The organism is Telmatospirillum sp. J64-1 (assembly GCF_006980715.1).
GTDB classification, from domain to species: domain Bacteria; phylum Pseudomonadota; class Alphaproteobacteria; order Rhodospirillales; family Magnetospirillaceae; genus Oleiliquidispirillum; species Oleiliquidispirillum nitrogeniifigens.
In genome coordinates this window covers 75,248-100,966 of sequence record NZ_SBHN01000002.1, presented here as the reverse complement: position 1 = coordinate 100,966, position 25,719 = coordinate 75,248, and the positions used below count along the sequence as shown (strand labels likewise).

Here is a 25,719-nt window from a genome sequence, read left to right as displayed (position 1 = left end):
CTTCTATAGCCTTCTCGGGAGAGACCGATGTCCGGGCCGAAGCCCTTCTACATCACCACGCCGATTTACTACGTCAACGACGTCCCGCATATCGGCCATGCCTATACCACCCTGGCCTGCGATGTGCTGGCGCGTTTCAAGCGGCTGGACGGCTATGACGTCAAGTTCCTGACCGGTACCGATGAACACGGCCAGAAGGTGGAGAAATCCGCCGCGGCCAAGGGCATCGCCCCCCAGGCCTTCACCGATACGGTCTCGCAGAATTTCCGCGATCTCGCCGTGCGGATGAATTTCTCCAACGACGACTTCATCCGCACCACGGAGCAGCGCCACAAGCAGGCCTGCCAGGCCTTGTGGAAGCAGTTGATCGACAAAGGCGAAATCTATCTGGGCGCTTATGCCGGCTGGTATTCGGTGCGTGACGAAGCCTTCTATGGCGCCGACGAACTGAAGGACGGTCCCGACGGGCAGAAGATCGCCCCCACCGGCGCGCCGGTGGAATGGGTCGAGGAGCCGAGCTATTTCTTCCGCCTCTCGGCCTGGCAGGAGCGGCTGCTCGACTTCTATGAGAAGAATCCGGATTTCATCGCCCCCAATTCCCGGCGCAACGAAGTCATCAGCTTCGTCAAGGGCGGCCTGACCGACCTGTCGGTGTCGCGCACCAGTTTCAAATGGGGCGTGCCGGTGCCCGGCGATGACCAGCATATCATGTATGTCTGGCTCGATGCCCTGACCAACTACATCACCGCCGTCGGCTATCCCGAGACCGGTGGCGAGTATGCCCGCTACTGGCCCGCCGACCTGCACATGGTCGGCAAGGACATCCTGCGTTTCCATGCCGTCTACTGGCCGGCCTTCCTGATGGCCGCGGGCTTGGAGCCGCCCAAGCGCGTCTTCGCCCATGGCTGGTGGACGAATGAAGGCCAGAAGATTTCCAAGTCGCTGGGCAATGTGATCGATCCGCTGCAGCTGATCGAGCGCTACGGCCTGGACCAGGTGCGTTACTTCCTGCTGCGCGAAGTGCCCTTCGGCAATGACGGCGACTTCTCGCATCGCGCCATGGTCAACCGCATGAATGGCGAACTGGCCAACGACCTGGGCAATCTGGCCCAGCGCGTGCTGTCGATGATCGCCAAGAATTGCGAGGGCAAGGTGCCGGAGCCCGGCGCGCTGTCCGGCGACGACGAGGACCTGCTGAGCGAGGCCGGGGCGCTGCTGGAACGGGTGCGCGACCTGTTCGACCGCCAGCTTTTCCACGATGCCCTGGAAACCATCTGGGTGGTGGTGCGCGCGGCCAATGCCTATGTGGACCGTCAGGCTCCCTGGGCGTTGCGCAAGACGGATCCCGACCGCATGAAGACCGTCCTCTACGTCCTGGCCGAGACCATCCGCCGCATCTCGCTGCTGATGCTGCCGGTGGTGCCGGATTCGGCGTCGCGGATGCTCGACCAATTGGCGGTGGGCGGTGAGGAGCGGACTTTCGCCGCTTTCGGCACGGCCTTGGTGGCCGGGACGGATCTGCCCAAGCCGCAGGGCGTGTTCCCGCGTTTCGTCGATGCCGAGGAGGATGTGGCCTGATGCTGGTGGATAGCCACTGCCATCTGGATTTTCCGGACTTCGCCGAAGAATTGGATGATGTCGTGGCCCGCGCCGGCGATGCCGGCGTCGGGCTGATGCTGACCATCTGTACCCATGTCACCCGTTTCGAGCAGGTCCTGGCGGTGGCCGAGCGCTATCCGCAGGTCTATTGCACGGTCGGCATCCATCCCCATGAAGCCGGGAACGAGCCCGATACCGATGCGGCCCGGCTGATCGAGATGGCCCAACATCCCAAGGTCGTGGGGTTCGGCGAGACGGGGTTGGACTATTTCTACGACCACAGCCCCCGCGATCGCCAGCAGGCCAGTTTCCGTGCCCATATCCGCGCAGCCCGGGAAACCGGCCTGCCGGTCGTGATCCATACTCGCGATGCCGACGAGGATACCGCCCGGATCATCACCGAGGAAATGGGGCAGGGGGCTTTCCCCGGGCTCATCCACTGCTTTAGCTCTGGACCAGAACTGGCTGATATCGCAGTGAAGAACGGGCTTTACATCTCGCTGTCCGGTATCCTGACCTTCAAGACGGCGGAGCCTATTCGCGAGACGGTGAAGGGCCTGCCGCTGGACAAGTTGCTGGTGGAAACCGACTCTCCCTTCCTGGCGCCCATCCCCAAGCGGGGCAAGCGCAACGAGCCGTCCTTCGTGGCCTATACGGCCGCCAAACTGGCTGAACTGAAAGACACGGATTCCGCGGCCATCGCCGAGGTGACGACGGAGAACTTCTTCCGCCTCTTCGCCAAGGTGCCGCATAGCGCGAAGGTGCCGGGGTGAAAGTCACGATCCTGGGCTGTGGCGCGGCCGGCGGCGTGCCGGTGATCAGTGTCGGCTGGGGCGATTGCGATCCCGGCCAGCCCAGGAACCGGCGCAGGCGCCCCTCGATCCTGGTGGAGGAGGGGGGCACGGCCATCCTGGTCGATAGCGGCCCCGACCTGCGCCAGCAATTGCTCGATGCCCAGGTGCGGCGCCTGGATGCCGTCTTCTATACCCACGATCACGCCGACCACGTGCATGGCATCGACGAGTTGCGCGAGATCAACCGGCTGATGAACGGCCCGCTCGACGTTTTCGCCGAGCCCCAGGTCCTGGACTCCATCCGGGGGCGGTTCGGCTATGTCTTCGCCGAACTCGATACCGGCAAATACCCGATTTACAAGCCGCTGTTGATTCCGCGTCCCCTGACCGCCCCGGTCGAGGTCGGCGGCATTGCCGTCAGCTTCTTCGAGCAGGACCATGGCTGGAGCAAGAGCACCGGCTTCCGCTTCGGCGATTTCGCCTATTCCACCGACGTGGTGAACCTGCCCGAGGAATCCTTCGCGGCTTTGGCGGGCGTGAAAACCTGGATCGTCGGCTGCCTGCAGTTCAAGCCCCACCAGACCCATGCGCATCTGGACAAGGTGTTGGAATGGGTCGCGCGCGTGAAGCCGGAACGCGCCATCCTGACCCATATGGGGCCGCGCATGGATTACGACCATGTCCGCGCCCTTTGCCCGCCGGGTGTCGAGCCCGGCTATGACGGCATGGTGATCGAAGTCTGATCCGCCGCCTTCCTTTCCTGGCATCGAACTTGCGTAGCGTGGGCACCATCAAGCGGTGCAAGCCCCACCCTTGGTGCCTTTGTTGTTGGGATTGGATGGGGAAAGCATGGTCGAGGATCTTCGAACTCCTCAAAGCGGCTCTGCATTGCGTTTTCTGATCTCAGCCAAACAGAGCGAAATCCGCAGCCTGGAACAGCTGGCCGTGATGAGCGAGCTGGTGCAAGGCTTCAGCGTCTTGACCCATGCCATGCAGAAGGAGAGGGGGCTTTCCAGTCTCTATCTCGGGTCGCGGGGAGGGCGCTTTGCCGATCAGCTTGCCCAACATGTGAGCGAGTGCCTGAAAACGGAGCAAAGCCTCCGGCTTTGGCTGGATCGCTTCGTCGAGGATAGCGGCAGCATGAATGCCGGGGCGCGCCTGCTCAGCCGTATCGCCTATGTACTGCACAAGCTCGATGCTCTGCCGGGCATTCGGGCGCAAATCCGGCGATTGGCCATTGCGCCCCAGGACGTCGTCACGGCGTTCAGCGAGATTGTCGCGGGGCTTCTGGCCGTAGTGTTCGAAGCTGCGGATACGGCTGCCGATCCCGAGGTTTCACGGGCCTTGGTGGCCTTGTTCAACCTGATGCAGGGCAAGGAATTCGCCGGGCAGGAAAGGGCGATCGGCGCCGCAGGCTTTGCGCTGGGGCGGTTCGAGGCGGCCCAGCATCAGCGTTTCCTGCATCTGATCGAAGCCCAGCACCGTTCCTTGCAGATTTTTAGCGAATTCGCCCAGGCGGATCAGGCGGAATTCAGCCGCGATATCCTGTCGGGGCCGGAAATCGCCGAATTCGAGCGGATGCGCCGTTTGGCCTGCGTCGGCGGTTTGAGCGGGGAACTGAAGGGCGTGGAAAGTACGGCCTGGTTCGATCAGGCCACCCGGCGCATCGACGCCATGCGGTGCGTGGAGGAGCGCCTTGCCGGCGATTTGCAGGTGTTGTGCACGGCCAAGCTGGAAAAAGCGCGCGCCGATCTGCATAGCCAATACCATCATCTGGAAAGCCTGACACCCGGCACCGCGACCGACAGCACGCAATCGGTCGCCATTTTCCTGGGGAAGGCCGATCCGGCACTGATCGAAGGCGCCATCGAGACGGGTGTCAGCGTCTACAGCGTCGATGGCCTGAGCCCGCAATTGGGACGTTCTATCCTGGATCTGGTCCAGGCGCAGTCGCGTCGCCTTCAGGACATGAGCGACGAACTGAAAATGGCGCGTGCGGCCCTGAACGAACGCAAGGTGGTTGAACGCGCCAAGGGATTGCTGATTACTCATCGCGGCCTGACAGAGGATCAGGCCTACAAGCTGTTGCGGCAGATGGCCATGAACCAGAACAAGCGCTTGGTCGAAGTGGCCGAAGCCGCCTTGGCCATGGCCGACGTTCTGAAAAAGTAGAGGGAAAAGCGCCGGAAGACGTTCCAGGCGAAAGTCGCATAATTCTCTGTATGAAGCCAAAGCCGTGAAAGCCAGATGGCTTCACCGCTTTCTCTCCATAATATACATTATGCGACAATTGGTGATTAGGCTTTTACGCCTTCTGATGGGATGGTGCAGCCGCTTTGGCTACGCCATCCCAGAAAGAAGCTCCCTTCCCGTTAGGTTTTAATCATGCCGCTCAGGACTTCCTCGGCGCTTGCCTGATAGTTCTTCACCGAGCTGGTCCACTGGCCCCAGATTTCAGTGTCGATCGTGTCGCCGTTATTGCCGAGATTTTGCAGGCGGCGCTGGTCCTCTTCGGTCAGGACCTGTTTCGGCAAGGGTTCGAGATGCCGGACATCCTCGGCGGTGAGCCCGATGGCCTTCCCTACCCTGTTTCCGTAATCGTCATGGACCAGCAGCAGATGCCAGAGCATGCGTTCCTGCACGTCGCGTTCGCACTGGCTCAGCATCTCTCCCATGTTCTTGACGAGGTCGTCGCGCTCCCAGTCCATCATGGTCACATAGCGCCCGCGGGCCTGCACATAATCGTTGCGCCGCTCGATGACGGTGCGTGTCAGGCGCCCCTTTATTTCCGGCGGCAGATTGGGTCCATCCTCGGGCGCTTCCTTCAGGCCGCTATGGAGGGACGGCTCGTAGTTGACATGCGGGTTCTGCCCCGGCGCCAGGTCCACATGATACGACATCTGCCCGCCGCGCTGATTGGTCGCAACTTTCTTGGCGGCATTCTTGGGCTGGTTCACCGGAAGCTGCAGATAGTTCGGCCCGACGCGATAGCGCTGGGTGTCGGAATAGGAAAAGGTCCGGCCGACGAGCATCTTGTCGTCCGAGAAGTCGAGCCCATCCACCAGGACGCCGGTCCCGAAGGCGATCTGTTCGTTTTCATTGTGGACGTCCTGGATGTTGCGGTTCAGGGTCATCACCCCGACATGCCGCAACGGGAAGTCCTTCTCGGGCCAGATCTTGGTGTCGTCGAGCGGATCCCAGTCCAGTTCCGGATGTTCGTGGTCTTCCATGATCTGCACGAACATGTCCCATTGCGGGTAGTCGCCCCGTTCGATGGCCTCGTACAGATCCTTGGAGGCGCTGCCCAGGTCCTGGCCCTGCACCTTGGCCGCTTCGGCCGCCGTCAGGCTGGCGATGCCCTGACGTGGGTGAAAATGGTATTTCACCAGCACCGTCTCGCCTTCGGCATTGACCATCTTGTAGGTGTTGACTCCGAAGCCCTCCATATGCCGGTAGGATGCCGGAATGCCGCGCGGGCTGAACAGATGCGTCAGCATATGCATCGATTCGGGCGTCTGGCTCATGAAGTCGAAGATGCGGTTCGGCTCCTGGCGGAAGGTCACCGGATCTGGCTTCAGCGAGTGGATGACATCCGGAAACTTGATGGCGTCGCGGATGAAGAACACGGCCAGATTGTTTCCCACCAGGTCCCAGTTGCCGTCCTCGGTATAGAATTTCACGGCGAAACCGCGCGGATCGCGGGCGACTTCCGAGGAATCCCGCCCCCCGATCACGGTGGAAAACCGGATCGCCAGATCCGTCTTCTTCCCCGCCTGCTGGAAGATCTTGGCACGGGTATATTTCGAAGCCGGTTCATCCCCGATCTTGCCGGTCGCCTCGAACTCGCCATAAGCCACGAAGCCCCGGGCATGGACCACGCGCTCGGGGATGCGCTCGCGGTCGAAATGGCTGATCTTTTCTAGGAATTGATAATTTTCCAAGGTCGCCGGGCCGCGGCTTCCGACCGTGCGCTGTGACTGGTTGTCGATGACGGGGTGGCCTTGGCGATTAGTCAGGATGCGGGGATCGTTCCCCTTGTCATCATTGCTGCTCATCGCGATCTCCTTGGCTTGGCTTCCAGGGAAATGGGGCCTTGCCTATCCCCGTCAACACGCCATGCGGGAAGCGTGGACTACGAATGGGGGGCTTTGCCGCGTCCTTGCTCTTATTAGCGCTTGGGTTCTCCCGACGACGGCAGGCCGGGGCACCGCACGAGGAAGGGGATCGGCTTGCCGGCGCTTGTGCGAGCCCTACTTTTGAACCATCTCCTATTCGCGGGAATCCGAGATTATGTGTCGCATCCTCCTCTTTCCCCGAAATAACAAAAGCAATATTGCCTCTAAAGAGATAGATTGCGGCCCTCCCCGCTTCCTTTCTGCCCCTGGGTGAACACGAGGACCTATCATCCGTGTCAATGACGTCCATAAATGCTTGGAACAGGCGGCTTTCCGCTTATGCAGCCCCTGTTGCCTGGCGCAGCTTCACCCAGTTGGGGGTGACGCTCTTTCTTTTCGCGATCGCCATCGTCGGCGCGCATGCCCTCTACCAGTTGTCCTGGGCCCTGGCCCTGCCATCGAGCATCGCCGCCGGCCTGCTGCTCGTCCGGCTGTTCATCGTCCAGCATGATTGCGGCCATTATTCCTTTCTGCGCAGCCGTGCTGCTTGCGACTGGATCGGCCGTGGCCTCTCGATCCTGACCTTCACCCCCTATTATTTCTGGCGGCGGGACCACGACAAGCATCACGCCACCTCGGGCGACCTGGACAGACGGGGCGTCGGCGACATTGATACGTTGACGGTCAAAGAATACCGGGCGATGGATTTCTGGGGACGGTTCCGCTACCGCCTCTACCGGCATCCGGCGGTCCTGTTCGGGATTGGCCCGGCCTGGCAGTTCATCATCCGCAACCGCCTGCCTCTCTGGCTGAGCGGCAAGACCGCCCGCAAGGCGGCGCGCAGCATCCTGCTGACGAATGTCACGATGGTGGTCTTCTTCGGCGGCCTTGGCTGGCTGCTGGGCTATGGCGAGGTTGCGGCGGTGTGGCTTCCGGCCATCCTGGTCGGCGCCTCGGTCGGCGTGTGGCTGTTCTACGTCCAGCACAATTTCGAACACACCTATTGGGCCCGGCACGAGGAATGGACCTATGTCGATGCCGCCTTGCGGGGATGTTCCTATTACAAGCTGCCGGGCTGGCTGCACTGGCTGACCGGCTATATCGGCTTTCACCACATCCATCATCTGTCGGCGAAGATCCCGAACTACAACCTGCCCCGCGCTTTCGCCGAGGTCAGCGAATTGCAGGATGTCCGCTCGATCGGCCTGCTGGAAAGCCTGGGGGCGGTCCGGCTGGCCCTGTGGTGCGAAGAGCGGCGCCACATGGTGTCGTTCCGCGAGGCGGCAGCAGCCTGACCGCTTGACGGCAATGGATTTTTAGATCGGGGGCGTTCGGCAAGGACGCCCCCGATTTCTTTTTCAGCGCTTGACGAAGCGGGCGAGCTTCAGGATGACCCGCAGCGTGCGCAGGACCGGCCCCAGCTTGCGCATGGAGGGCAGGCCCAGCCCTGGACGGGCCGCCGGTGCACTCGCCCTGGCGGCGGGGCGGCGCTGGCGCGCGGCGGATTTGGCGCGGCCCGTGGAAGGAACGGAACTGCGCCGGGTGGTGTTCGACTTCTTCATGAAAAGCCCCTGGAGAGCATGAGACGGTGGGCTTCGTTTGTAGGGCCAGGATTCGGGCTTATCAAGCCCTTGCTGCGGCCTCGCCCTGCCCGCCTTCCCTGCCCGTTTGACACGGGCTTTGCGATCGGCCTTTAATCGCCGGCACAGCAACGACCGGAAAGACCATGTCGGAAACTCCACTCGACCGCCTGCTTCAGATCATGGCCCGCCTGCGCGATCCCGAAACCGGCTGCCCCTGGGACCTGGAGCAGACTTTCGCGACCATCGCACCCCATACCATCGAGGAAGCCTATGAGGTGGCTGACGCCATCGCGAAAGGCGACATGGCGCATCTGAAGGACGAGCTGGGCGATCTGCTGTTCCAGGTGGTCTTTTACGCCCAGATGGCGCGCGAGGAAGGACATTTCGATTTCCAGGATATCGCGGCCGCCGTCGCCGAGAAGATGCTGCGCCGTCACCCGCATGTCTTCGGCGATGCCGAAATCGGCTCGGCCGAGGCCCAGACGCGGGCTTGGGAAGAGACCAAGGCCGCGGAACGCGCCGCCAAGGGGCAGGAGGAACAGGGCGCCCTGGCAGGGGTGGCGCTCGCCCTGCCCGCCCTCACCCGCGCCCTGAAATTGCAGAAACGCGCCGGACGGGTCGGATTCGACTGGGCCGAGGCCCATCAGGTGCTGGACAAGATCGAAGAGGAAATCGCCGAACTGCGCCACGAGATCGACGAGGGGGCGCCGTCCGACCGTCTGGAAGACGAAATCGGCGATGTCCTCTTTGCTTGCGTCAATCTGGCGCGTAAGCTCGACCTCGACCCGGAAGGCGCCTTGCGCCGGACCAATGCCAAGTTCGAGCGGCGGTTCCGCCATATCGAAGCTCGACTCGCCGCGCAGAATCGTTCTCCGAAGGACGCCTCTCTCGACGAGATGGAGGCATTGTGGGTCGAGGCCAAACTGGCCGAGCGTCAGTAGGATTGCATAGGGGAACGGGGCAAAATGGGGGCGTTGTATCGTGGGGGGCGTTTCGCCCTGCTGTCCGGGCTGTTGGTCTTGCTGCTTTCCGGCTGCTACCTGCCCAACAAGTTCATGGCGGAGCTGCGCATCAGCCGGGCTGGTGCCTATGCCTTGTCCTATAACGGCGAGCTGATCTACGGCCCGCTCTTCCGCGATGCCATGACCGGGAAGGTCAGCATGGCGGAGGCCCGCGAGAAGGTGCCGCTCTACGAGCGCGACCTGAAACGGGATGCAGCTTTCAAGACGGTCCAGCCCGTCGGCGATACCGGGGTCTATCGGGTAAGCTACGAGCGGGAATCCGTGCTCGATCCCAGCCAGTTGGTCAGCTTCGTGCGCCGCAATGCCGAGATCTTCTCGCTGCGTGCCGTCGATGACGGCCGCGTCATCCTGCAAGGCCGCACCCTGTCCGTGGCGGAAGCCAACCGGATGATGGCGCTCGGTTTGAATGTCGAGGGCGAATTCCGCGTTGTCACCGATGCCCGCGTGCTCGAACACAATGCCGGCGAAGTCCGGTCCTATGCGGGGTATCTGGTCTATATCTGGAAGATCGAGAACGCGCTGTCGCCTGCCCCTCGGCTGGTGCTGATGCGCGGATGACGGGAGAAGAAAAGATCATGAGCGATTTCACCGGCCGTACCGTCTTCATCACGGGTGCCACCGCCGGCTTCGGCCAGGCTGCCGCGCGCCGCTTCGCCCGGGCCGGAGCCAAGCTGGTCATCTGCGGCCGCCGCACCGATCGGCTGGAGAATCTGAAGGGGCAACTGGACGTGCCGGTCCATGCCCTGACGCTCGATGTCCGCGACCGCGAGGCCGTTCTCGCCGCCGCCGCGTCCCTGCCTGCCGATTTCGCCGAGATCGATGTGCTGGTCAACAATGCCGGTCTGGCCCTGGGGCTGGAACCGGCCCACAAGGCCAGCCTGGACGACTGGGAGACCATGGTCGACACCAACATCAAGGGGCTGATGTACTGTACCCGCGCCCTGCTGCCGGGCATGGTCGAGCGCCAGCGCGGCCATGTCATCAATATCGGTTCGGTCGCGGGCACCTATCCCTATCCCGGCGGCAACGCCTATGGCGGCACCAAGGCCTTCGTGAAGCAGTTCTCGCTGGACCTGCGCGCCGACCTGAGCGGCACGGGCGTGCGCGTCACCAATATCGAGCCGGGCCTGTGCGAGACCGAATTCTCGATGGTGCGCTTCAAGGGCGATGCGGAAAAGGCGGGCAAGGTCTACCAGGACACCACGCCGCTTTCAGCCGAGGACATCGCGGACTGCATCTTCTGGACGGCCGCCCTGCCCGCCCATATGAATATCAACCGTCTGGAAGTCATGCCGACGGTGCAGGCCTTCTCGCCCTTCTCCATCACCCGCAAGACTTCCTAGCCGTCAGGGCGAGGTCTGCGCGATCAGCGGCCGCAACTCTTCCCAGCTTTGCCGCCCGGGGGCCAACAAGGCGCCCCCGGCATTGCTGGGCAGCGGACGATAGGGAGTGCCGTCGAGCAGGGCGCAGAAGCCGCCTGCCTCGGTGAACATCAGGATGCCGGCGGCATGGTCCCAGGGGTTGAGGCGCTTGTAATAGGCGAAATCGAGGCGCCCCCGCAGCATCTCCAGATAATCATGCGCGGCGCTGCCGTGGCGGATCAGCCCCTTGACGGCGGCTTGCAGGGGCTTGTTCCTGCGGAACCCCAGCGAACCGGTCATCTGGTCGAGGGGAGATTCGGCAGGGATGGTGACGCGCCGTCCGTCCAGCCAGCTCCCCTGCCCGCGCACCGCCGTGGCCATCACCCCATTGACCGGATCGTGGATCCAGCCCGCCATGGTCCGCGCGCCCATGACCAGGGCGACGATGACGCCGAAAACCGGCGTGCCGTGGGCGAAATTGCGGGTGCCGTCCACCGGATCGATGATCCAGACCGGCTGATCGCCCGACAGCAGGTCGAGGACGCGGGGATCGGCGGCCACCGCTTCCTCGCCGACGACCAACGAGCCCGGCAGCAGTTCGGGCAGCAGGCGCGAAAGCAGCTTTTCCGTCTCGGTATCGGCCTCCGTCACGAAATCGCCCGGCGACTTCTCGCGGATCTGGTGGGCTTCAAGGGCCTTGAAGCGGGGCAGGATCTCGGTCTCGGCAGCCTGGCGGATGAGATCCGAGACGTGGTCGATATCGGGAAGCATCACTGACTAGGGTCCTGAGTTGTCTCCATCCCTCCGCCGCAAGCGGTGGAGCCGCTGGACGTCGGCCGCATCGAGGCGCACCATCATATAGGCGTGATCCTCGTCGTCGCGACGTTCGACCACTTCGCCATGCTGATACAGCCAGGAAATAGTGGCCCCGTCGGTCAGGCGCAGGGAAACCTCCACCATTTCGCGGTTGGCGGCCAAGCGCTGGTCAAGCAAGTCGAGCAAGGCGGCGCTGCCCTCGCCGGTCAGGGCGGAGATCGGCATGATGCCTTCGGCGCGGCTGGCCTGGTTGAGCACCTCGGCCCGGCGATGCTCGTCGAGCAGGTCGATCTTGTTCAGCACCTCGACCAGGCCCTTGTCCACCTGCTCGCCGATTCCCAGTTCCCGCAGCACGGTTTCCACATCCTGTTTCTGCGCCTCGGCGTCGGGATGGGCGACGTCGCGGACATGGACCACGATATCGGCCTCCAGCACCTCTTCCAGCGTGGCGCGGAAGGCGGCGACCAGTTCGTGCGGCAGGTCGGAAACGAAGCCCACCGTATCGGACAGGATGACCCGGCGGCCAGACGGCAGGACCAGGCCGCGCATGGTGGGGTCCAGCGTGGCGAACAACTGGTCCTTGGCCAGCACGTCCGACTGGGTGAGGCGGTTGAACAGGGTGGACTTGCCGGCATTGGTGTAGCCGACGAAGGCGACGATGGGATAAGGCACGCGGCGGCGCGCCTTGCGGTGCAATTCGCGCGTCCGCTTGACCTCTTCCAGCTCGCGTTTCAGCTTCGTGATGCGCTCGCCGATCATGCGGCGGTCGGCCTCGATCTGCGTTTCGCCCGGGCCGCCCAGGAAGCCGAAGCCACCGCGCTGGCGTTCGAGGTGGGTCCAGGACCGCACCAGGCGCGAGCGCTGATAGGACAGCGAGGCAAGCTCGACCTGCAGCCGCCCTTCCCGCGTGCGGGCGCGCGCGCCGAAGATCTCCAGGATCAGGCCGGTGCGGTCTATGACCTTGCAGTTCCAGGCCCGTTCCAGGTTGCGCTGCTGCACGGGCGAGAGATGGGTATCGACCACCGTCACGCCCACCTGTGCATCATGCACGACCTCGGCCAGGCGCTCGACCGCCCCCTGCCCCAGCATGGTCGCGGGACGGATCTTGGAGACGGGCACCACCTCGGCATGGACGACGGCGAGATCGATGGCCTCGGCCAGACCGACCGCTTCGTCCAATCGGGATTCAGGCAGACGGCTTCCCTCCGCCGCCGATTTGACGGCGGGGTGAACCACCATGGCCCTTGCGGGAAGTTTGGACTCGCTGCCTGCCGCTTCGCCGCCCACTTATTCTTCGCCGGCTTCTTTACCGCCGTCGAAAAGCTGGACGGGCGCCGACGGCATGACCGTGGAAATGGCGTGCTTGTAGACGAGCTGGGTATGGCCGTCCCGGCGCAGCAGGACGGAGAAATTATCGAACCAGGTGACGATCCCCTGGAGCTTCACCCCGTTGACCAGGAAGATCGTGACCGGGGTCTTGTTCTTGCGGATGTAATTCAGGAAGACGTCCTGAACATTTTGGGATTTTTCCGACATGGGTGTTGCCCGTTGTTATTGCCCCAAGGAAATGGGACAGGAATTACCCTGCCCCCGAACGGAAGTCGTTAGCATCAAATCGGGGATATGGGAACCGATAGTTCATGCACAAGGGCGGCAAATTCGCCACAGCCGATTACATGACGCTTGGGAGGATAGGCGTCGAACTCGCCCTCGCCCGGCCGATGCTCGCGCATGAGCACGGGAACGCAGCCGGTCGCCAGCGCGCATTGCATGTCCACCACCGCATCGCCGAGGAACCACACATCCTCGCCCGGTTCGATGCCCGATCCTTCCAGGGCCATGAAGACCGGCGCGGCGCTGGGCTTGTCCTGGGCGGCATCGGTGGCCCCGACCAGACGCCCGAAATAGGGCGTCCAGCCCAGATGCTCGGCCTCGCGGCGCAGGAAGGCGCCGTTCTTGTTGCTGACCACGGCGAGATAGAGGCCCGCCTCATGCAGGCCGCGCAGCATTTCGGCGGCTCCCGGCAGCGGCTTCAGGCGTTCGATATGGACGGCGGCGAAGCTGGCATAGAAGACGTCGCGCGCTTCCATCCAGCGATCGCCGAAGAGAATGGGGAAATGATCCCGCAGCGACAGCGCCACGCGCGCCCGCGTCTCTTCCAGGCTCCATTCGGGATGGCCCATATGGAGCATGGTCGCGTTCAGGGCTTCATGGATGCAGCCCCAGCTATCGACCAGCGTATTGTCCCAGTCGAAGATCACGGCACGCGGTTGCTTCATGGATTTCGTTAAACTCCCAGACCGATGGCGTCGAGATAGAGCGCGCGCAGGCGCTTGGTGGTTTCGCCGGGTTTGCCGTCGCCGATGGCGCCGCCGTCGAGGCGGGTGACCGGCAGGATATGGTTGGTGGTGCTGGTGATGAAAGCCTCGCGTGCCGCCTTGGCTTCTTCCAGCGTGAAGGCGCGCTCGACCAGACGCAGCCCCTGCTCGGCGGCAAGCTCCAGCACGGCCCGGCGGGTGACGCCGTTCAGGATGGCATTGCTGGCGTCGCGGGTAACGAGTTCACCATCGCCGGTGATGATCCAGGCATTGGTGGCCGAGCCTTCGGTGACGAAGCCCTCGTCGTCCACCAGCCAGGCCTCGAACGCCCCCTGTTCCTTCGCCGCCTGTTTTGCCAGGACATTAGGAAGAAGCGACAAGGATTTGATATCACGGCGTTTCCAGCGGATATCGGGAACCGAGACCACGGCGATTCCCCGGTCCAGAACGGCCTGCGGCGTCGGCTTCTTGCTGCGGGCGAAAATGACCAGGCCTGGGCGGGCGTGAAGCGGGAAAACATGATCGCGCCGGGCGACGCCGCGCGTGACCTGCAGATAGACATAGCCGTTCCGCACGCCGTTACGGCGGATAACCTCGCGCATCACCAGCATCAGGGGCGCGCGCTCCATGGGCTGGGCCATGCGCAATTCCCGCAGCGACCGGTCCAGGCGGTCGAGATGGCGCTCCTCGTCCACCAACTGCCCCTTGACCGCGGCAATGGCCTCGTACACCCCGTCGGCGAACTGATAGCCCCGGTCCTCCACATGGACCTTGGCCTCCGCATAGGGCTGGTAACGGCCATTCACATAGATGATGCGCGACATGACGGCTCCTAGAAGTATTCCAGCCGGACCGTGAACATCTTCTCGACCTTCTTCACCGCCTCGGCCGTGGAGAAGAGTACCACCCTGTCGTCGGTCTGCACCACGGTATTGCCGCGCGGGCTGATGACATGGCCGTCACGGACGATGGCGCCCAGCAGCACGCCATTGGGCAGCTTGATCTCCTTCAGCGGCTTGCCCACCAGCGGCGAGGTCTCCAGCGCATCGGCCTCAATCAGTTCGCCGAAGCCCTCATGCAGCGAATGGACAGCATGGATGCGGCCCCGGCGCACATGCTGGAGGATGGTGGACACGGTGATGGCGCGCGGGCTGATGACCACGTCCACGCCCAGCGTACTGACCAGCGGGTTGTAGGTGTTCTTATTGATCAGCGCCATGGCGCGCTTGGTGCCGAAGCGTTTTGCCAGCAATGCGGAAAGGATGTTAGTCTCGTCGTCATTGGTGACGGCGACGACCGTCTCGACCTTACGGACATTGGCTTCATCCAGGATCTCGGGATCGAGGACGTCGCCATTCAGCACCACCGTGTGATGCAGGGTCTTGGCGACATATTCGGCCCGCTCGCGCTCAAGCTCGATGACCTTGACGTTGACGCCCTGATGGGTCGCCTCCAGCTGCTGCGCCAGGAAGAGGCCGATATTGCCGCCGCCCAGGATCAGCACGCGGCGGGCTTCCTGCTCCTCATGGCCGAAGGCGCTCATCGCCCGGTCGGTATGGGAGGTGTCGACGACGAAATAGACCTCGTCGCCGCATAGCATCTGGTCGTCGGGGGTGGGCACCAGGGCACGGCCCTGGCGGACGATGCCGATGATGACGATGTTCAGGTCCGGGAACAGCACGGTCAACTGGCGCAAGGGCGTGTTGATCAGCGGGCATTCCTCGGAACAGCGCACGCCGATCAGCCTCACCTTGTCGTTGGCGAGCGGAATGACTTCAAGCGCTCCAGGCACTTGCAGGCGTCTGTTGATGGCCCGCGCGACCTCGATCTCGGGCGAGATGATCACGTCGATCGGCATGTTCTCGCGCGAGAAGAGATTGGCCCAGACCGGCTGGAGGTAGCTCTGATTGCGGACGCGGGCGATCTTGGTGGGAACGTTGAACAGGGAATGGGCCACTTGGCAGGCGATCATGTTCACTTCGTCGGCATGGGTCACGGCGACGATCATGTCGGCGTCTCCGGCGCCTGCCTGCTCCAGCACCGTCGGGTGGGAGGCATAGCCAAGCACCGCCTGCACGTCCAGCGTATCGCTGATCTTGCGGATCAGTTCCGGGCGCTGGTCGATCACGGTCACGTCGTTGTTCTCGCTGGCCAGGTAGTGGGCGATGTTGAAGCCCACCTGACCGGCGCCGCAGACGATCACCTTCATAAATTGCTCCTAACAGCGTTTCGTGCCGCGCTCGACACGCCCCCCATCGCCTCTCTTCCCGGGCAAGTGGGCGGCCCCCTGGCGGGGCTCGGGCTTCAAAGCGCGGCTCTTTCGCGCAAGGGATAAACTTGCTCTAGACGCTCCGTACCTTCTCGTCGGCCACACCGAGCATCTTCAGCTTGCGGTGCAGGGCGGAACGTTCCATCCCGATGAAGGCCGCGGTACGGGAGATATTGCCGCCAAAACGGGTGACTTGGGCAAGCAGATATTCGCGTTCGAACATCTCGCGGGCCTCGCGCAGCGGCAGGGTCATGATTTCTCCCGACTTCTCCCAGCGCAGGACATTGGGCGTGATGGCGCCGATTTCAGCGGGCAGCATGTCGGCGCGGATCGGCTCCCGCGCGTCGCCCGGCGCCATGATCAGGACCCAATCCATGACATTGCGCAACTGCCGTACATTGCCCGGCCATTCATAACCTTGAAGCGCGGCCAGGGCGTCCTCGCCCAAAGGCCGGGCGGGCAGGCCCGCGGCCTGGGCGGCGCGGGCCATGAAATGACGGGCCAGCAACGGGATGTCCTCGCGCCGCTCACGCAAGGACGGCATGCGGATCGGCACCACGTTCAGCCGGTAGAACAGATCCTCGCGGAAGCGTCCGGCGGCGATTTCGGCCTGGAGATCGCGGTTGGTGGTGGCGACGACGCGCACATCGACCTCGACGCGCCGCGAGCCGCCGACCCGCTCGAAGGATTGCTCCTGCAGCACGCGCACGATCTTGCCCTGCGTTTCCAGGGGCATGTCGGCCACTTCGTCCAGCACCAGCGTGCCGCCATGGGCCTGTTCCAGCGTACCGGTCTTGCGCGGGCTGTCCGGCGCGTCATGGCCGCTTTCCATGCCGAAGAGTTCGATCTCCATGCGGTCGGGATGCATGGCAGCGCAGTTCAGCACGACCAGCGGTCCCTGGGAGCGGCGCGAGCGGGAATGGAGCATGCGGGCGGCCACTTCCTTGCCGCTGCCCGCCGGGCCGGTGATCAGGACGCGGGAGCCGGTCGGAGCGACCTTTTCCAGCGCCTGGCGCACCTGGATCAACGGCGCGCTTTGCCCAAGCAATTCGTCACCGGCCCCTGCCCGGCTTTTCAATTCCTCGTTCTCGCGGCGCAGGCGCGCGGCCTCGATGGCGCGTTCGACGATCAGCAGCAGGCGGTCGGACTCGAAGGGCTTCTCGATGAAGTCGTAGGCACCGCGCTTGATGGCGCCGACGGCGGTTTCCACCGTGCCGTGGCCGCTGATCATCACCACCGGCACCAGCGGATGGTCGCGCTTGATGGCGTCCAGGATCCCCAGGCCATCGAGGCGGCTGCCTTGCAGCCAGATGTCGAGAATCACCAGGCTCGGCCGCCGTCCCTGGATGGCTTCCAGCGCTTGGTCGGCATCGCCGGCTTGCCGGGTACTGTAGCCTTCATCCTCCAGGATGCCGGAAATCAGCATCCGAATATCGGCTTCGTCATCGACGATCAGAATGTCATGCGCCATGACTGGCTTCTTCCGCTTCCGTCGTAGCTGTCATTGCAACCATATCGGGTCCGGTAAAGATCAGTCCGACCCGTGCGCCCCCTTCGGGCATGTCTTCAAGAATGAGGCCACCGCCATGGTCTTCCATGATTTTCTTCACAATGGCAAGGCCCAAGCCGGTTCCCTTCGCGCGGGTGGTGACATAGGGCTCGGTCAGGCGGTCGCGCTCTTCCTTGGGCAGCCCCTTACCGTTGTCCTCGACCAGGATCGCCACATGGTCCTTCTCGACGACCAGCCTGGTCCGCACCAGACCGGGCGGTGCATCGGCATCCTTGCGCCCCTGGATGGCCTCGACGGAATTCTTCAGCAGATTGGTCAGGGCCTGCCCTATCAACCTGATATCGCAGGACAATTCGACTTTTCCCGCAGGCAGTTCGGTTTCGAAGGCGACATCCGGATAGCCGTTGCGGGTCAGGAAGACCGTCTGGCGCACCAGATCGCCGAGATCGGCCTGCTTCATCACCGGAGCGGGCATGCGGGCGAAGGAGGAGAATTCGTCGACCATGCGCCCGATATCGCCCACTTGGCGGATGATGGTGTCGGCACAGGTAACGAATGTCTCAGGATCACTCTGTATCTCTTTGAGGTATTTACGTTTCAGCCGCTCGGCGGAAAGCTGGATCGGGGTCAGCGGATTCTTGATCTCATGGGCGATACGGCGGGCCACATCGGCCCAGGCGGCCTTGCGCTGGGCCGAGAGCAGTTCGGTGATGTCGTCGAAGGTGGCCACATAGCCCACGACTTCCGATCCCAGGCGTTCGGAAGCGAGGCGGACCAGCAGGGTGCGCGGCCGGCCCTGGCGGGTGATGCGGAGTTCCGCCTGGACGGGCCGGTCCGGGCGGCGCATCACGGTTTCCACCAGTTCCGCGGCTTCCGGCAACAGCTCCGACAGCGGCAGCCCGGTCATGGCTTCGGGTTCCATTTCCAGGAATTCCGCCGCCGAACGGTTGGGCAGATGGACCCGTGCCTCGGTGTCCAGGCCGATGACGCCGGCGGAAACACCGGCCAGCACCGTCTCGGTGAAGCGGCGGCGTTCATCCAGTTCCCTGTTGGCCTCGATCAGGTCGCGTCGCTGGCTGTCCAATTGCTGGGTCATGCGGTTGAAGGCGCGGCCCAGCGAACCCAGTTCGTCCGCCGCCGTCTCGCCGACCCGGGCCCCCAGGTCGCCCGCCCTCACCCGCTCGGCGGCATCGATCAGGTCGGCAATGGGCCGCGCCAACTGGGTGGCATAGCTGAGGCCGACCCAGACCGCCGCCAGCAGCAGCAGTAAGGCCACCAGTACGAAGATCATGGTGAAGGTGATCTCGATGTCCGACCGGTTGCCTTCCAGGCGCTCGAACTCGGCGACGGCGCTGGCGGCACGATCCACATGGCCGACCACCTTGGGATCGATGAAGCGGCCGACATAGAGATAGATGGGCGACAGGTCCCCCCCCAGCTGGACCAGGGCGCGCACGCGGTCTTCGGTGTCGGTGGTCATGACCGGCACATCGCCCCGCGCCGCCCGCTCCAATGCCCAATAGGGAATGGTGTCGATGGACATCTCGATGGCGAAGGAGAAGCCCGACCGCGCCAGGACCCGGCGTTCGGAATCGAAGACCACCGCCTCGGTCAGGGCGCGGATGGCGGCCTGGGAGGAGACGATCTGGTTCAGCGCCTCGCGGCTGCGGAAAAGTTCGGGGCCTTCGCGGTTGATGTCGTTGGCCATGGCCAGCAGGTCGCCAACAATGACCCGCTGGTGTTCCTCGAGATAGGCCACCGCCACCGCCTTGCTCTCTTCGAGTGCCGTGCGGACGCGCTCGGAGAACCAGGTTTGCAGGCCGAAATTGAAGAACAGCGCCGAGAAGACGGTCATCAGGATGGTCGGCGTCACCGCCACCAGACTGAACAGGAAGACCAGGCGCACATGCAGCCGCGATCCTGCCGAACCGCTGCGCCGGTAGACCCAGATACGCACAAGGCGCCGCGCCACGATCGCCCCCAGCGCCAGCAACAGCACCAGGTCGATGTTGAGCAGGATCAGGACCTCGGTCGGACCGGCATAGGGCAGCCATCCGGCAAAGGCGCCATAGGTCAGGAACCCCGACAGGATGGCCGCCACCATCAGGGCGATGGCCAGCTTGCGTCCCAATCCTACCTGCCGGGACCACAGCGCTAGGCTATGCACGAACCTGCGCAGGGAGGAATTGGCGATGGGTACCACCACGGAAACCTATTTCAAACCCCGCACCACCTGTATGTCCAGATCGCGGATCTTCTTGCGCAGGGTGTTGCGGTTCAGGCCCAGGACATGGGCGGCCTTGATCTGGTTGCCCTTCGTCGCGTCGAGCGCCAGGGTAATGAGCGGGCGTTCCACCTCGCGCAGGATGCGGTCGTAGAGGCCCGCCGCCGGCAGGCCGTCGTCATGGGCGGCGAAATATTCCCGCAGATGGCGCTCGACTGCTCCGCTCAGCCCTTCGCCCTCGATGGGGCCGGAGGATTCGGTCATCGGCGAAGTGCCCGACAATTCGGCCTCGATCACCTCGATCCCCAGGACTTCCTGGGAATAGAGGGCCGCCAGGCGCCGCATCAGGTTCTCCAGTTCGCGCACATTGCCCGGCCAGCGATGGCGCTTCAGCCGGTCCATGGCGACCCCGTCCAATTGCTTGGGCGGCAGGCCCTCGTTGGTGACGAGGGTCAGGAAGTGGCGGGCCAGTTCGGGAATGTCCTCCACGCGCTCACGCAGGGGCGGCAGGCGGATCGGCACCACGTTCAGGCGATAGAACAAGTCCTCGCGGAACAGGCCCTGGCGGATCAGCTGGGTCAGGTCGCGGTGGGTAGCGGCGACGATGCGCACATTGGCGCGGATCGGCGTGCGCCCTCCGACGGTGGTGTATTCCCCTTCCTGCAGCACGCGCAGCAGGCGGGTCTGCGCCTCGGGCGGCATGTCGCCGATTTCGTCGAGGAACAGCGTGCCGCCCTCGGCCTGCTCGAAGCGGCCGGCGGCGCGCGCCGTGGCGCCGGTGAAGGCGCCCTTCTCATGGCCGAACAGCTCGGACTCGATCAGTTCACGCGGAATGGCGCCCATGTTGACGGCCACGAAGGGGCCGTTGCGCCGCTTGCCGTAATTGTGCAGGGCGCGGGCGACCAGTTCCTTGCCGGTGCCCGACTCGCCGTTGATCATCACCGTCAGGTCGGTGCCCATCAGGCGCGCCAGGGTGCGGTAGATTTCCTGCATCGCCGGGGAGCGGCCGATCAGCGGCAGCTTTTCCTCTTCCTCCTGGCTCACCGGCTCGCTGGCGCTGGCCTTGGGCAAGGAAAGGGCGCGCTGCACCACGCCGACCAGTTCCTTCAGGTCGAAGGGCTTGGGCATGTATTCGAAAGCGCCGCGCTGGGTCGCCTTCACCGCCGTCAGCAGGGTGTTCTGGGCGCTCATGACGATGACGCGCAGGTCCGGGCGGATCTTCTTGATGCGCGGAATGAGGTCGAGGCCGTTCTCGTCGGGCATCACCACGTCGGTGATGACCAGATCGCCTTCGCCATCCGCCACCCAGCGCCACAGCGTCGAGGCATTGCCCGTGCTGCGCACTTCATAGCCGGCGCGGCCCAGGGCTTGGGAAAGGACGGTGCGGATGCCGCGATCATCGTCGGCAACCAGGATAGTCGAAGGCGACATCAGTAGTTATCCTCGTTTTGGACCATGGGCAGCATCACTTTGAAGGAGGTCCGTCGAGGTTGGCTGTCCACTTCGATGATCCCCCCGTGATCGCCGACGATCTTCGCGACCAGTGCCAGCCCCAGCCCGGTCCCCGACGCCTTGGTGGTGACGAAGGGATCGAAGAGATGGGGACGCAGATCCTCGGGAATGCCCGGCCCGTTATCCGTGACCGAAACCAGCAGCGGCAGATGCACGCGCATGTCGCTGCCCGGCACCGCCAGGCGGACGCCATGCTGATAGGCGGTGGACAGGACGATCTCTCCTCCGTCCTCGGGCACCGCCTCGGCGGCATTCTTGATCAGGTTCAGGAAGACCTGGACCAACTGGTCGCGGTTGCCCAGCACCGCCGGCAGCGAAGGATCGTAATGTTCATGGAAACGGACGCGGCGGGCGAAACCGTTCTCCGCCACGCGACGCACATGCTCGAGCACGCGATGGATGTTGACCGGGCCCCGGTCGAGCGGACGCTCGTCGGAGAAGACCTCCATGCGGTCCACCAGGGCGACGATACGGTCGGCCTCGTCGCAGATCAGGCGGGTCAGCGTCTGGTCCTCGGGCTCGGCATTCTGTTCCAGAAGCTGCGCCGCGCCACGAATGCCCGACAGCGGATTCTTGATCTCGTGAGCCAGCACGGCGGCCATGCCGGTGACGGAGCGGGCGGCGTTGCGGCTGGAAAGCTGCTGGCCGATCTTCAGCGCGATGGATTGCTCGTTGATGGCGATGACGACCCAGCCCGGAACTTCGGGCAGGGTCGAGACCTGCACATTGATGACGCGATGGCCGGTGCGCGGCGTGTCCAGGGTGATGCCGTATTCCGAAACCATGGATTCGGAGGTCAGGGACTGCAGCACCAGCGAGAAGATCGGGCTGTCATGGGGCAGCAGGTCGCTCAGCGCCATGCCGCAGAGATGGGCGGCGCTGGATTCGAAGAGATGTTCCGCTCCGGAATTGACGTAATGGATGACCCCTTCTTCATCCACCACGATCACTGCCGAGGCCAAGGCATTGAGAATGGCCGAAGATTCAATGTTTGGTGCTGACGGCTTGCGACGTAGGAGAGCCAGTTTCTTCGCCATGATGCCTCAGGCAGCCTCGCGTTCGAGAAGCGGGGTATAGAAGTCATGAACCAGGTGGCGCACCGAGTCCACATCCGTGCATTTGTTGACCGCGGCCCGGAATTCGGTGGAGCCGCGCAGGCCCCGGCTGTACCAGGCCACATGCTTGCGGGCCATGCGCATGCCGGTATCGCTGCCGTAATGCTCGAGCATCGACTCGAAATGCTCCAGCAGCATGTCGCGCTGGGTTTCGAGGTCCGGATCCTCGATCTTCTCGCCGGTCTTCAGGTAATGCGCCACCTGCGCCAGGAACCACGGGCGGCCATAGGCGCCCCGTCCCACCATCACGCCATCGGCACCCGATTGCCGCAGGGCCTCGGCCGCATCCTCGACCGTGCAGATGTCGCCATTGACCACGACCGGAATGGAGACGGCTTCCTTGACGCCGCGCACGAACTGCCAATCGGCGGTGCCGGTATAGAACATCTGCCGGGTGCGGCCATGGACGGTGACCATCTTGATACCGCATTCCTGGGCGATGCGCGCCAGATTGGGGGCATTAAGGCTCTTGTGGTCCCAGCCCATGCGCATCTTCAGGGTCACCGGCAGGTCGACCGCCTTGACCACCGCCTCAAGGATGCGTCCGGCCAGGATCTCGTCCCGCATCAGCGCCGAGCCCGCATCGCCCTTGACCACCTTCTTGACCGGGCAGCCCATGTTGATGTCGATGATGGCGGCGCCCCGGTCCTGGTTGAGGCGGGCGGCCTCGGCCATCACCTCGGGTTCGCAGCCGGCCAGCTGCACCGACATGGGATGTTCCTCGGCGCAATTGCTGGCCATCTTCATGGTCTGGCGGTTGGCACGGATCATCGCCTGGCTGGCGATCATCTCCGACACCACGAGCCCCGCCCCGCAGCGCTTGACCAAGCGGCGGAACGGCATGTCCGTGACACCGGACATGGGGGCAAGGATGACGTTGTTGTCCAACGTGACGGGGCCGATCTGAATGCTCATGTGATTACGATCTCCTCACCTGCATAATTATTATGCAATGATGCTGGAGGCAATGGGAAAATTGATGTTCGCTTGGGCAGCGGCGACGGAATGCCTAGCCTATCAGCACGCCGGTGACGAATTTAACGCCAGGGAAGGCGAGTGTCAGCAGCAGATAGGCCAGCAGCATGAAGCGGGCTGCCAAACGCCCGCGCACTCCGGTCAGTCTTTGTGCAGCCAGCAAGCCGCCGATCACCGCGAAGGCGAAGAGCGACAGCAGGGTCTTGTGATCGAAGCGCAGGATCTCGGCCGTCTCGAAATACTGGGTCGCCATGCCGGTAGCGACGCCAAAGCCCATGACCACCCAGGCCAGGAACAGCATCTTGGAGGACAGGGCCTCGCTGTCCAGGACCGAAGGCAGCATGCGGGTCAGCCCAGTGGGCCGCTTGGTCTTCAGCGCCCTTTCCTGCAGGAAGGCCGCCAGGGCCGCGACGGCCGCCATGGTCACCAGGCCATAGGCGACGACCGAGACGCCGATATGGATTTCAAGCCAGCCCAGCGGCGCGGTTTCCGCCAAGGGGCGTCCTTCGGCCCGGTCGAAGATCGAGGCCAGCACGCCGAGCACCAATAGATAGGGCAGTAGCAGCGGCGCCAGACGCCAGGCATCGCGCACCGTCGCGGACACAGCCGCGAACAGGGCGATGCTGACGGCGATGCTGATCCACAGAGCGGCCGTCAAGCCGGTGCGCCAGCTATCGCCGAGTTGGGTGACGATCCACAGGGCGGGTCCCGCGACGGCAAGGGCGATGACGGCCCAGAACAGGCCGTCGCGCTGCCCGTCGCGGCGCATCGGGACAAGGGCGGCCGGCACCAGCGAAGCCAGGGCGGCCAGATTGAGCATGGTCGAAGTCAGCATGGGGCAGACTATAGCATCCTTTTCAGACTCGGAAAGAGTCGCACTTTCGGTTGGCCCCTTGGCAAGGGCCTGAGGCGCGATTACCGTGGCGCCCGGGACCAATGGAATCGCTTAAATCTCTGGGAAAGGAATGCAGCATGGCCCGGTGCGTGGCTTTGGTGGTGGCGGCAGGACGCGGGCGCCGGTTCGGGGGCGATCTGCCCAAGCAATATCGCGATCTAGGCGGACGGCCGGTGCTGCGCCATTCCCTGGCCCTTCTGTCCGCGCATCCCCAGGTCTCGGCGGTGCGCTGCGTGATCCATCCCGACGACCGCCCCCTCTATGAAATGGCGGCGGCCGGTCTGGGGCTGGCCGAGCCGGTCGCGGGCGGCGAAACCCGCCAGGATTCCGTCCGGCTGGGCCTGGAAAGCTTGGCGGAGATGCGGCCCGACCTGGTGCTAATCCATGACGGCGCCCGCCCCTTCCTCGATGCCGGTACCGTCTCGCGCGTGATCGGCGCGCTGGGCAACCATCCCGGCGCCGTGCCGGCGGTGCCCGTGGTCGATACCTTGAAGCGGGAAGCGAGCGGTATGGTAGCCGCCACCCAGGACCGCAGCGGACTCTGGCGCGCCCAGACGCCCCAGGGCTTCCGCTATCAGGACATCCTGTCTGCCCATCGTTCCTGCGCCGGCTACGAACTGACCGACGATGCCGCCGTGGCCGAGCAGGCCGGGCTGGCGATCGCCCTCGTCCCGGGCAGCGAGGACAATGTCAAGATCACCACTGAAAGCGATCTTGCCCGCGCTGCTCGTGCTTTCGCAGGTCCCGGCGAGACGCGCATCGGCAGCGGGTTCGACGTCCATGCCTTCACCGAGGGCGACAGCGTCACGCTGTGCGGCATCGCCGTGCCCCATGACAAGGCGCTGGAAGGCCATTCCGATGCCGATGTCGCCATGCATGCCGTGACGGACGCCCTGCTGGGCGCCATCGCGGCAGGGGATATCGGCCATCACTTCCCGCCTTCGGACCCGCGCTGGCGCGGTGCGGCCTCCGAACTGTTCCTGGCCCATGCCGCCAGTCTGGTGCGGGCCTTGGGCGGGCGCATCGTCAATATCGACCTGACCATCATCTGCGAGCGCCCGCGCATCGGTCCCTATCGCCCGGCCATGGCGGCCAATCTCGCCCGCATCCTCGATATCGGCCAGGAACGCGTGGGGGTGAAGGCGACGACCACCGAGGGGCTGGGCTTTACCGGGCGGCGCGAAGGCATTGCCGCCCAGGCCATGGCGCTGGTCCAGCTGCCTCGCTAAGGCAACGAGGTGGCGGTTTCGCTCTCGATCCAGGCGAGGAAACCGGGATTACCTTGGCTGACAGGCAAGGCGAGGACGCAGGGGCAATCGTAGCTGTGCAGATCGCGCAGGCGGTCGGTGGCTTTCGCTACCAGTTCCTCGCGGGTCTTCAGGATCAGGACCGCCTCGCTGCCCTCCTCGACCTTCCCTTGCCAATGATAGATCGAGGTCATGCCGTCGAGCACATTGACGCAGGCCGCTAGTCGTTCCTCGACCAGGGCTCGCCCCAGGCGCAGAGCCTCCTCGCGTGACGATGCCGTAACGTAAAGCAGAAAAGCAGCCATTTTCCGTCCTCCTGAAGTAGATCAGGTCCTTTTTAGACGAAAAAAAGGCGGGCGACGAA

Annotated in this window: 24 protein-coding genes; 9 read left to right on the top strand and 15 right to left on the bottom strand. The window is 64.0% G+C overall.

What is annotated here, in order from left to right:
• The first annotated feature begins 27 nt into the window (after nt 1-27).
• The 4 genes from metG (at nt 28) to EPD66_RS02730 (ending at nt 4,565) form a co-directional block, all read left to right on the top strand.
• Nucleotides 28-1,578 (top strand): methionine--tRNA ligase, encoded by a 1,551-nt coding sequence (gene metG, locus EPD66_RS02745; RefSeq protein ID WP_142846947.1) that lies wholly within the window; start codon nt 28-30, stop codon nt 1,576-1,578.
• A complete protein-coding gene (locus EPD66_RS02740; protein ID WP_142846946.1) occupies nt 1,578-2,372 on the top strand; it encodes a TatD family hydrolase in 795 nt (264 codons plus the stop codon). The genes metG and EPD66_RS02740 overlap by 1 nt, the downstream gene beginning before the upstream one ends.
• A complete protein-coding gene (locus EPD66_RS02735; protein ID WP_142846945.1) occupies nt 2,369-3,136 on the top strand; it encodes an MBL fold metallo-hydrolase in 768 nt (255 codons plus the stop codon). Before EPD66_RS02740 ends, EPD66_RS02735 begins: the two co-directional genes overlap by 4 nt.
• Before the next feature lie 106 nt (nt 3,137-3,242).
• Nucleotides 3,243-4,565 carry a nitrate regulatory protein gene (locus tag EPD66_RS02730; RefSeq protein ID WP_142846944.1) on the top strand — a complete coding sequence of 441 codons (1,323 nt, stop codon included), beginning with the start codon at nt 3,243-3,245 and terminating at the stop codon, nt 4,563-4,565.
• Between the two features lie 200 nt (nt 4,566-4,765).
• Here the strand turns inward: EPD66_RS02730 and EPD66_RS02725 are convergent, their stop codons facing one another.
• Nucleotides 4,766-6,448 (bottom strand): catalase, encoded by a 1,683-nt coding sequence (locus EPD66_RS02725; RefSeq protein WP_142846943.1) that lies wholly within the window; start codon nt 6,446-6,448, stop codon nt 4,766-4,768.
• 359 nt (nt 6,449-6,807) lie between these two features.
• Between EPD66_RS02725 and EPD66_RS02720 the strand changes: the two genes are divergently transcribed.
• The gene (locus tag EPD66_RS02720) at nt 6,808-7,803 is read left to right on the top strand and encodes a fatty acid desaturase (protein WP_142846942.1); all 996 of its coding nucleotides are present in this window, start codon (nt 6,808-6,810) and stop codon (nt 7,801-7,803) included.
• Between the two features lie 63 nt (nt 7,804-7,866).
• Here the strand turns inward: EPD66_RS02720 and EPD66_RS02715 are convergent, their stop codons facing one another.
• The gene (locus EPD66_RS02715; RefSeq protein WP_142846941.1) at nt 7,867-8,070 is read right to left on the bottom strand and encodes a hypothetical protein; all 204 of its coding nucleotides are present in this window, start codon (nt 8,068-8,070) and stop codon (nt 7,867-7,869) included.
• Between the two features lie 164 nt (nt 8,071-8,234).
• Here EPD66_RS02715 and mazG point away from each other — a divergent pair, with 164 nt between their 5' ends.
• The 3 genes from mazG to EPD66_RS02700 are packed head-to-tail and all read left to right on the top strand — an operon-like array spanning nt 8,235 to nt 10,456.
• Nucleotides 8,235-9,032 carry a nucleoside triphosphate pyrophosphohydrolase gene (gene mazG, locus EPD66_RS02710; protein WP_142846940.1) on the top strand — a complete coding sequence of 266 codons (798 nt, stop codon included), beginning with the start codon at nt 8,235-8,237 and terminating at the stop codon, nt 9,030-9,032.
• A gap of 24 nt (nt 9,033-9,056) precedes the next feature.
• Entirely contained in the window at nt 9,057-9,671 is a 615-nt protein-coding gene (locus EPD66_RS02705; RefSeq protein WP_142846939.1) for a hypothetical protein, read from the top strand.
• Nucleotides 9,672-9,688: 17 nt separating this feature from the next.
• Nucleotides 9,689-10,456, top strand: a complete 768-nt coding sequence (locus EPD66_RS02700; protein ID WP_142846938.1) for an SDR family oxidoreductase — start codon at nt 9,689-9,691, stop codon at nt 10,454-10,456.
• Between the two features lie 3 nt (nt 10,457-10,459).
• On the opposite strand, the gene EPD66_RS02695 is transcribed toward EPD66_RS02700, so the two are convergent.
• The 12 genes from EPD66_RS02695 to ccsA all read right to left on the bottom strand — a co-directional run bounded on the left by EPD66_RS02695 (nt 10,460) and on the right by ccsA (nt 24,048).
• Nucleotides 10,460-11,245, bottom strand: a complete 786-nt coding sequence (locus EPD66_RS02695) for an inositol monophosphatase (protein ID WP_142847126.1) — start codon at nt 11,243-11,245, stop codon at nt 10,460-10,462.
• A gap of 6 nt (nt 11,246-11,251) precedes the next feature.
• Complete coding sequence (gene hflX, locus EPD66_RS02690; RefSeq protein ID WP_142846937.1) at nt 11,252-12,529, bottom strand: GTPase HflX; 1,278 nt, start codon at nt 12,527-12,529, stop codon at nt 11,252-11,254.
• 48 nt (nt 12,530-12,577) lie between these two features.
• Entirely contained in the window at nt 12,578-12,826 is a 249-nt protein-coding gene (gene hfq / locus EPD66_RS02685) for an RNA chaperone Hfq (protein ID WP_142846936.1), read from the bottom strand.
• 74 nt (nt 12,827-12,900) lie between these two features.
• Nucleotides 12,901-13,569, bottom strand: coding sequence for an HAD family hydrolase (locus tag EPD66_RS02680; RefSeq protein WP_142846935.1), 669 nt, complete (start codon nt 13,567-13,569; stop codon nt 12,901-12,903).
• A gap of 8 nt (nt 13,570-13,577) precedes the next feature.
• Nucleotides 13,578-14,432 carry a D-amino-acid transaminase gene (locus EPD66_RS02675; protein ID WP_142846934.1) on the bottom strand — a complete coding sequence of 285 codons (855 nt, stop codon included), beginning with the start codon at nt 14,430-14,432 and terminating at the stop codon, nt 13,578-13,580.
• An 8-nt stretch (nt 14,433-14,440) separates the two neighbouring features.
• Nucleotides 14,441-15,817, bottom strand: a complete 1,377-nt coding sequence (trkA, locus tag EPD66_RS02670; protein ID WP_142846933.1) for a Trk system potassium transporter TrkA — start codon at nt 15,815-15,817, stop codon at nt 14,441-14,443.
• Nucleotides 15,818-15,950: 133 nt separating this feature from the next.
• Complete coding sequence (locus EPD66_RS02665) at nt 15,951-17,348, bottom strand: sigma-54 dependent transcriptional regulator (protein WP_142846932.1); 1,398 nt, start codon at nt 17,346-17,348, stop codon at nt 15,951-15,953.
• Nucleotides 17,338-19,593 carry a PAS domain-containing sensor histidine kinase gene (locus EPD66_RS02660; protein ID WP_255448345.1) on the bottom strand — a complete coding sequence of 752 codons (2,256 nt, stop codon included), beginning with the start codon at nt 19,591-19,593 and terminating at the stop codon, nt 17,338-17,340. The genes EPD66_RS02665 and EPD66_RS02660 overlap by 11 nt, the downstream gene beginning before the upstream one ends.
• A gap of 6 nt (nt 19,594-19,599) precedes the next feature.
• Nucleotides 19,600-21,042: a nitrogen regulation protein NR(I) gene (gene ntrC, locus EPD66_RS02655; RefSeq protein WP_142846931.1), complete on the bottom strand. Its 1,443-nt coding sequence runs from the start codon at nt 21,040-21,042 to the stop codon at nt 19,600-19,602.
• Nucleotides 21,042-22,160: a nitrogen regulation protein NR(II) gene (locus EPD66_RS02650; protein ID WP_142846930.1), complete on the bottom strand. Its 1,119-nt coding sequence runs from the start codon at nt 22,158-22,160 to the stop codon at nt 21,042-21,044. Before EPD66_RS02650 ends, ntrC begins: the two co-directional genes overlap by 1 nt.
• Nucleotides 22,161-22,166: 6 nt before the next feature.
• Complete coding sequence (gene dusB, locus EPD66_RS02645) at nt 22,167-23,153, bottom strand: tRNA dihydrouridine synthase DusB (RefSeq protein ID WP_142846929.1); 987 nt, start codon at nt 23,151-23,153, stop codon at nt 22,167-22,169.
• 94 nt (nt 23,154-23,247) lie between these two features.
• Nucleotides 23,248-24,048 (bottom strand): cytochrome c biogenesis protein CcsA, encoded by an 801-nt coding sequence (ccsA, locus tag EPD66_RS02640; RefSeq protein WP_142846928.1) that lies wholly within the window; start codon nt 24,046-24,048, stop codon nt 23,248-23,250.
• A 137-nt stretch (nt 24,049-24,185) separates the two neighbouring features.
• Between ccsA and EPD66_RS02635 the strand changes: the two genes are divergently transcribed.
• On the top strand, nt 24,186-25,337 hold the full coding sequence (locus tag EPD66_RS02635; RefSeq protein WP_142846927.1) for a bifunctional 2-C-methyl-D-erythritol 4-phosphate cytidylyltransferase/2-C-methyl-D-erythritol 2,4-cyclodiphosphate synthase: 1,152 nt from the start codon (nt 24,186-24,188) through the stop codon (nt 25,335-25,337).
• Here EPD66_RS02635 and cutA read toward each other — a convergent pair.
• Nucleotides 25,334-25,660, bottom strand: coding sequence for a divalent-cation tolerance protein CutA (gene cutA, locus EPD66_RS02630; protein WP_142846926.1), 327 nt, complete (start codon nt 25,658-25,660; stop codon nt 25,334-25,336). The two genes, EPD66_RS02635 and cutA, sit on opposite strands and share 4 nt — an antisense overlap.
• Nucleotides 25,661-25,719: the final 59 nt, after the last annotated feature.

What these genes read in the sequence shown, in the direction of transcription:
- metG (WP_142846947.1), top strand. Translation starts at nt 28, where the DNA reads ATGTCCGGGCCGAAGCCCTTCTACATCACCACGCCGATTTACTACGTC.
- EPD66_RS02650 (WP_142846930.1), bottom strand. Translation starts at nt 22,160, where the DNA reads ATGGCGAAGAAACTGGCTCTCCTACGTCGCAAGCCGTCAGCACCAAAC.
- EPD66_RS02705 (WP_142846939.1), top strand. Translation starts at nt 9,057, where the DNA reads ATGGGGGCGTTGTATCGTGGGGGGCGTTTCGCCCTGCTGTCCGGGCTG.
- trkA (WP_142846933.1), bottom strand. Translation starts at nt 15,817, where the DNA reads ATGAAGGTGATCGTCTGCGGCGCCGGTCAGGTGGGCTTCAACATCGCC.
- ntrC (WP_142846931.1), bottom strand. Translation starts at nt 21,042, where the DNA reads ATGTCGCCTTCGACTATCCTGGTTGCCGACGATGATCGCGGCATCCGC.
- EPD66_RS02680 (WP_142846935.1), bottom strand. Translation starts at nt 13,569, where the DNA reads ATGAAGCAACCGCGTGCCGTGATCTTCGACTGGGACAATACGCTGGTC.
- EPD66_RS02700 (WP_142846938.1), top strand. Translation starts at nt 9,689, where the DNA reads ATGAGCGATTTCACCGGCCGTACCGTCTTCATCACGGGTGCCACCGCC.
- EPD66_RS02715 (WP_142846941.1), bottom strand. Translation starts at nt 8,070, where the DNA reads ATGAAGAAGTCGAACACCACCCGGCGCAGTTCCGTTCCTTCCACGGGC.
- hflX (WP_142846937.1), bottom strand. Translation starts at nt 12,529, where the DNA reads ATGGTGGTTCACCCCGCCGTCAAATCGGCGGCGGAGGGAAGCCGTCTG.
- EPD66_RS02720 (WP_142846942.1), top strand. Translation starts at nt 6,808, where the DNA reads ATGACGTCCATAAATGCTTGGAACAGGCGGCTTTCCGCTTATGCAGCC.
- EPD66_RS02740 (WP_142846946.1), top strand. Translation starts at nt 1,578, where the DNA reads ATGCTGGTGGATAGCCACTGCCATCTGGATTTTCCGGACTTCGCCGAA.
- EPD66_RS02675 (WP_142846934.1), bottom strand. Translation starts at nt 14,432, where the DNA reads ATGTCGCGCATCATCTATGTGAATGGCCGTTACCAGCCCTATGCGGAG.
- dusB (WP_142846929.1), bottom strand. Translation starts at nt 23,153, where the DNA reads ATGAGCATTCAGATCGGCCCCGTCACGTTGGACAACAACGTCATCCTT.
- EPD66_RS02725 (WP_142846943.1), bottom strand. Translation starts at nt 6,448, where the DNA reads ATGAGCAGCAATGATGACAAGGGGAACGATCCCCGCATCCTGACTAAT.
- mazG (WP_142846940.1), top strand. Translation starts at nt 8,235, where the DNA reads ATGTCGGAAACTCCACTCGACCGCCTGCTTCAGATCATGGCCCGCCTG.
- ccsA (WP_142846928.1), bottom strand. Translation starts at nt 24,048, where the DNA reads ATGCTGACTTCGACCATGCTCAATCTGGCCGCCCTGGCTTCGCTGGTG.
- cutA (WP_142846926.1), bottom strand. Translation starts at nt 25,660, where the DNA reads ATGGCTGCTTTTCTGCTTTACGTTACGGCATCGTCACGCGAGGAGGCT.
- EPD66_RS02665 (WP_142846932.1), bottom strand. Translation starts at nt 17,348, where the DNA reads ATGGCGCATGACATTCTGATCGTCGATGACGAAGCCGATATTCGGATG.
- hfq (WP_142846936.1), bottom strand. Translation starts at nt 12,826, where the DNA reads ATGTCGGAAAAATCCCAAAATGTTCAGGACGTCTTCCTGAATTACATC.
- EPD66_RS02695 (WP_142847126.1), bottom strand. Translation starts at nt 11,245, where the DNA reads ATGCTTCCCGATATCGACCACGTCTCGGATCTCATCCGCCAGGCTGCC.
- EPD66_RS02730 (WP_142846944.1), top strand. Translation starts at nt 3,243, where the DNA reads ATGGTCGAGGATCTTCGAACTCCTCAAAGCGGCTCTGCATTGCGTTTT.
- EPD66_RS02635 (WP_142846927.1), top strand. Translation starts at nt 24,186, where the DNA reads ATGGCCCGGTGCGTGGCTTTGGTGGTGGCGGCAGGACGCGGGCGCCGG.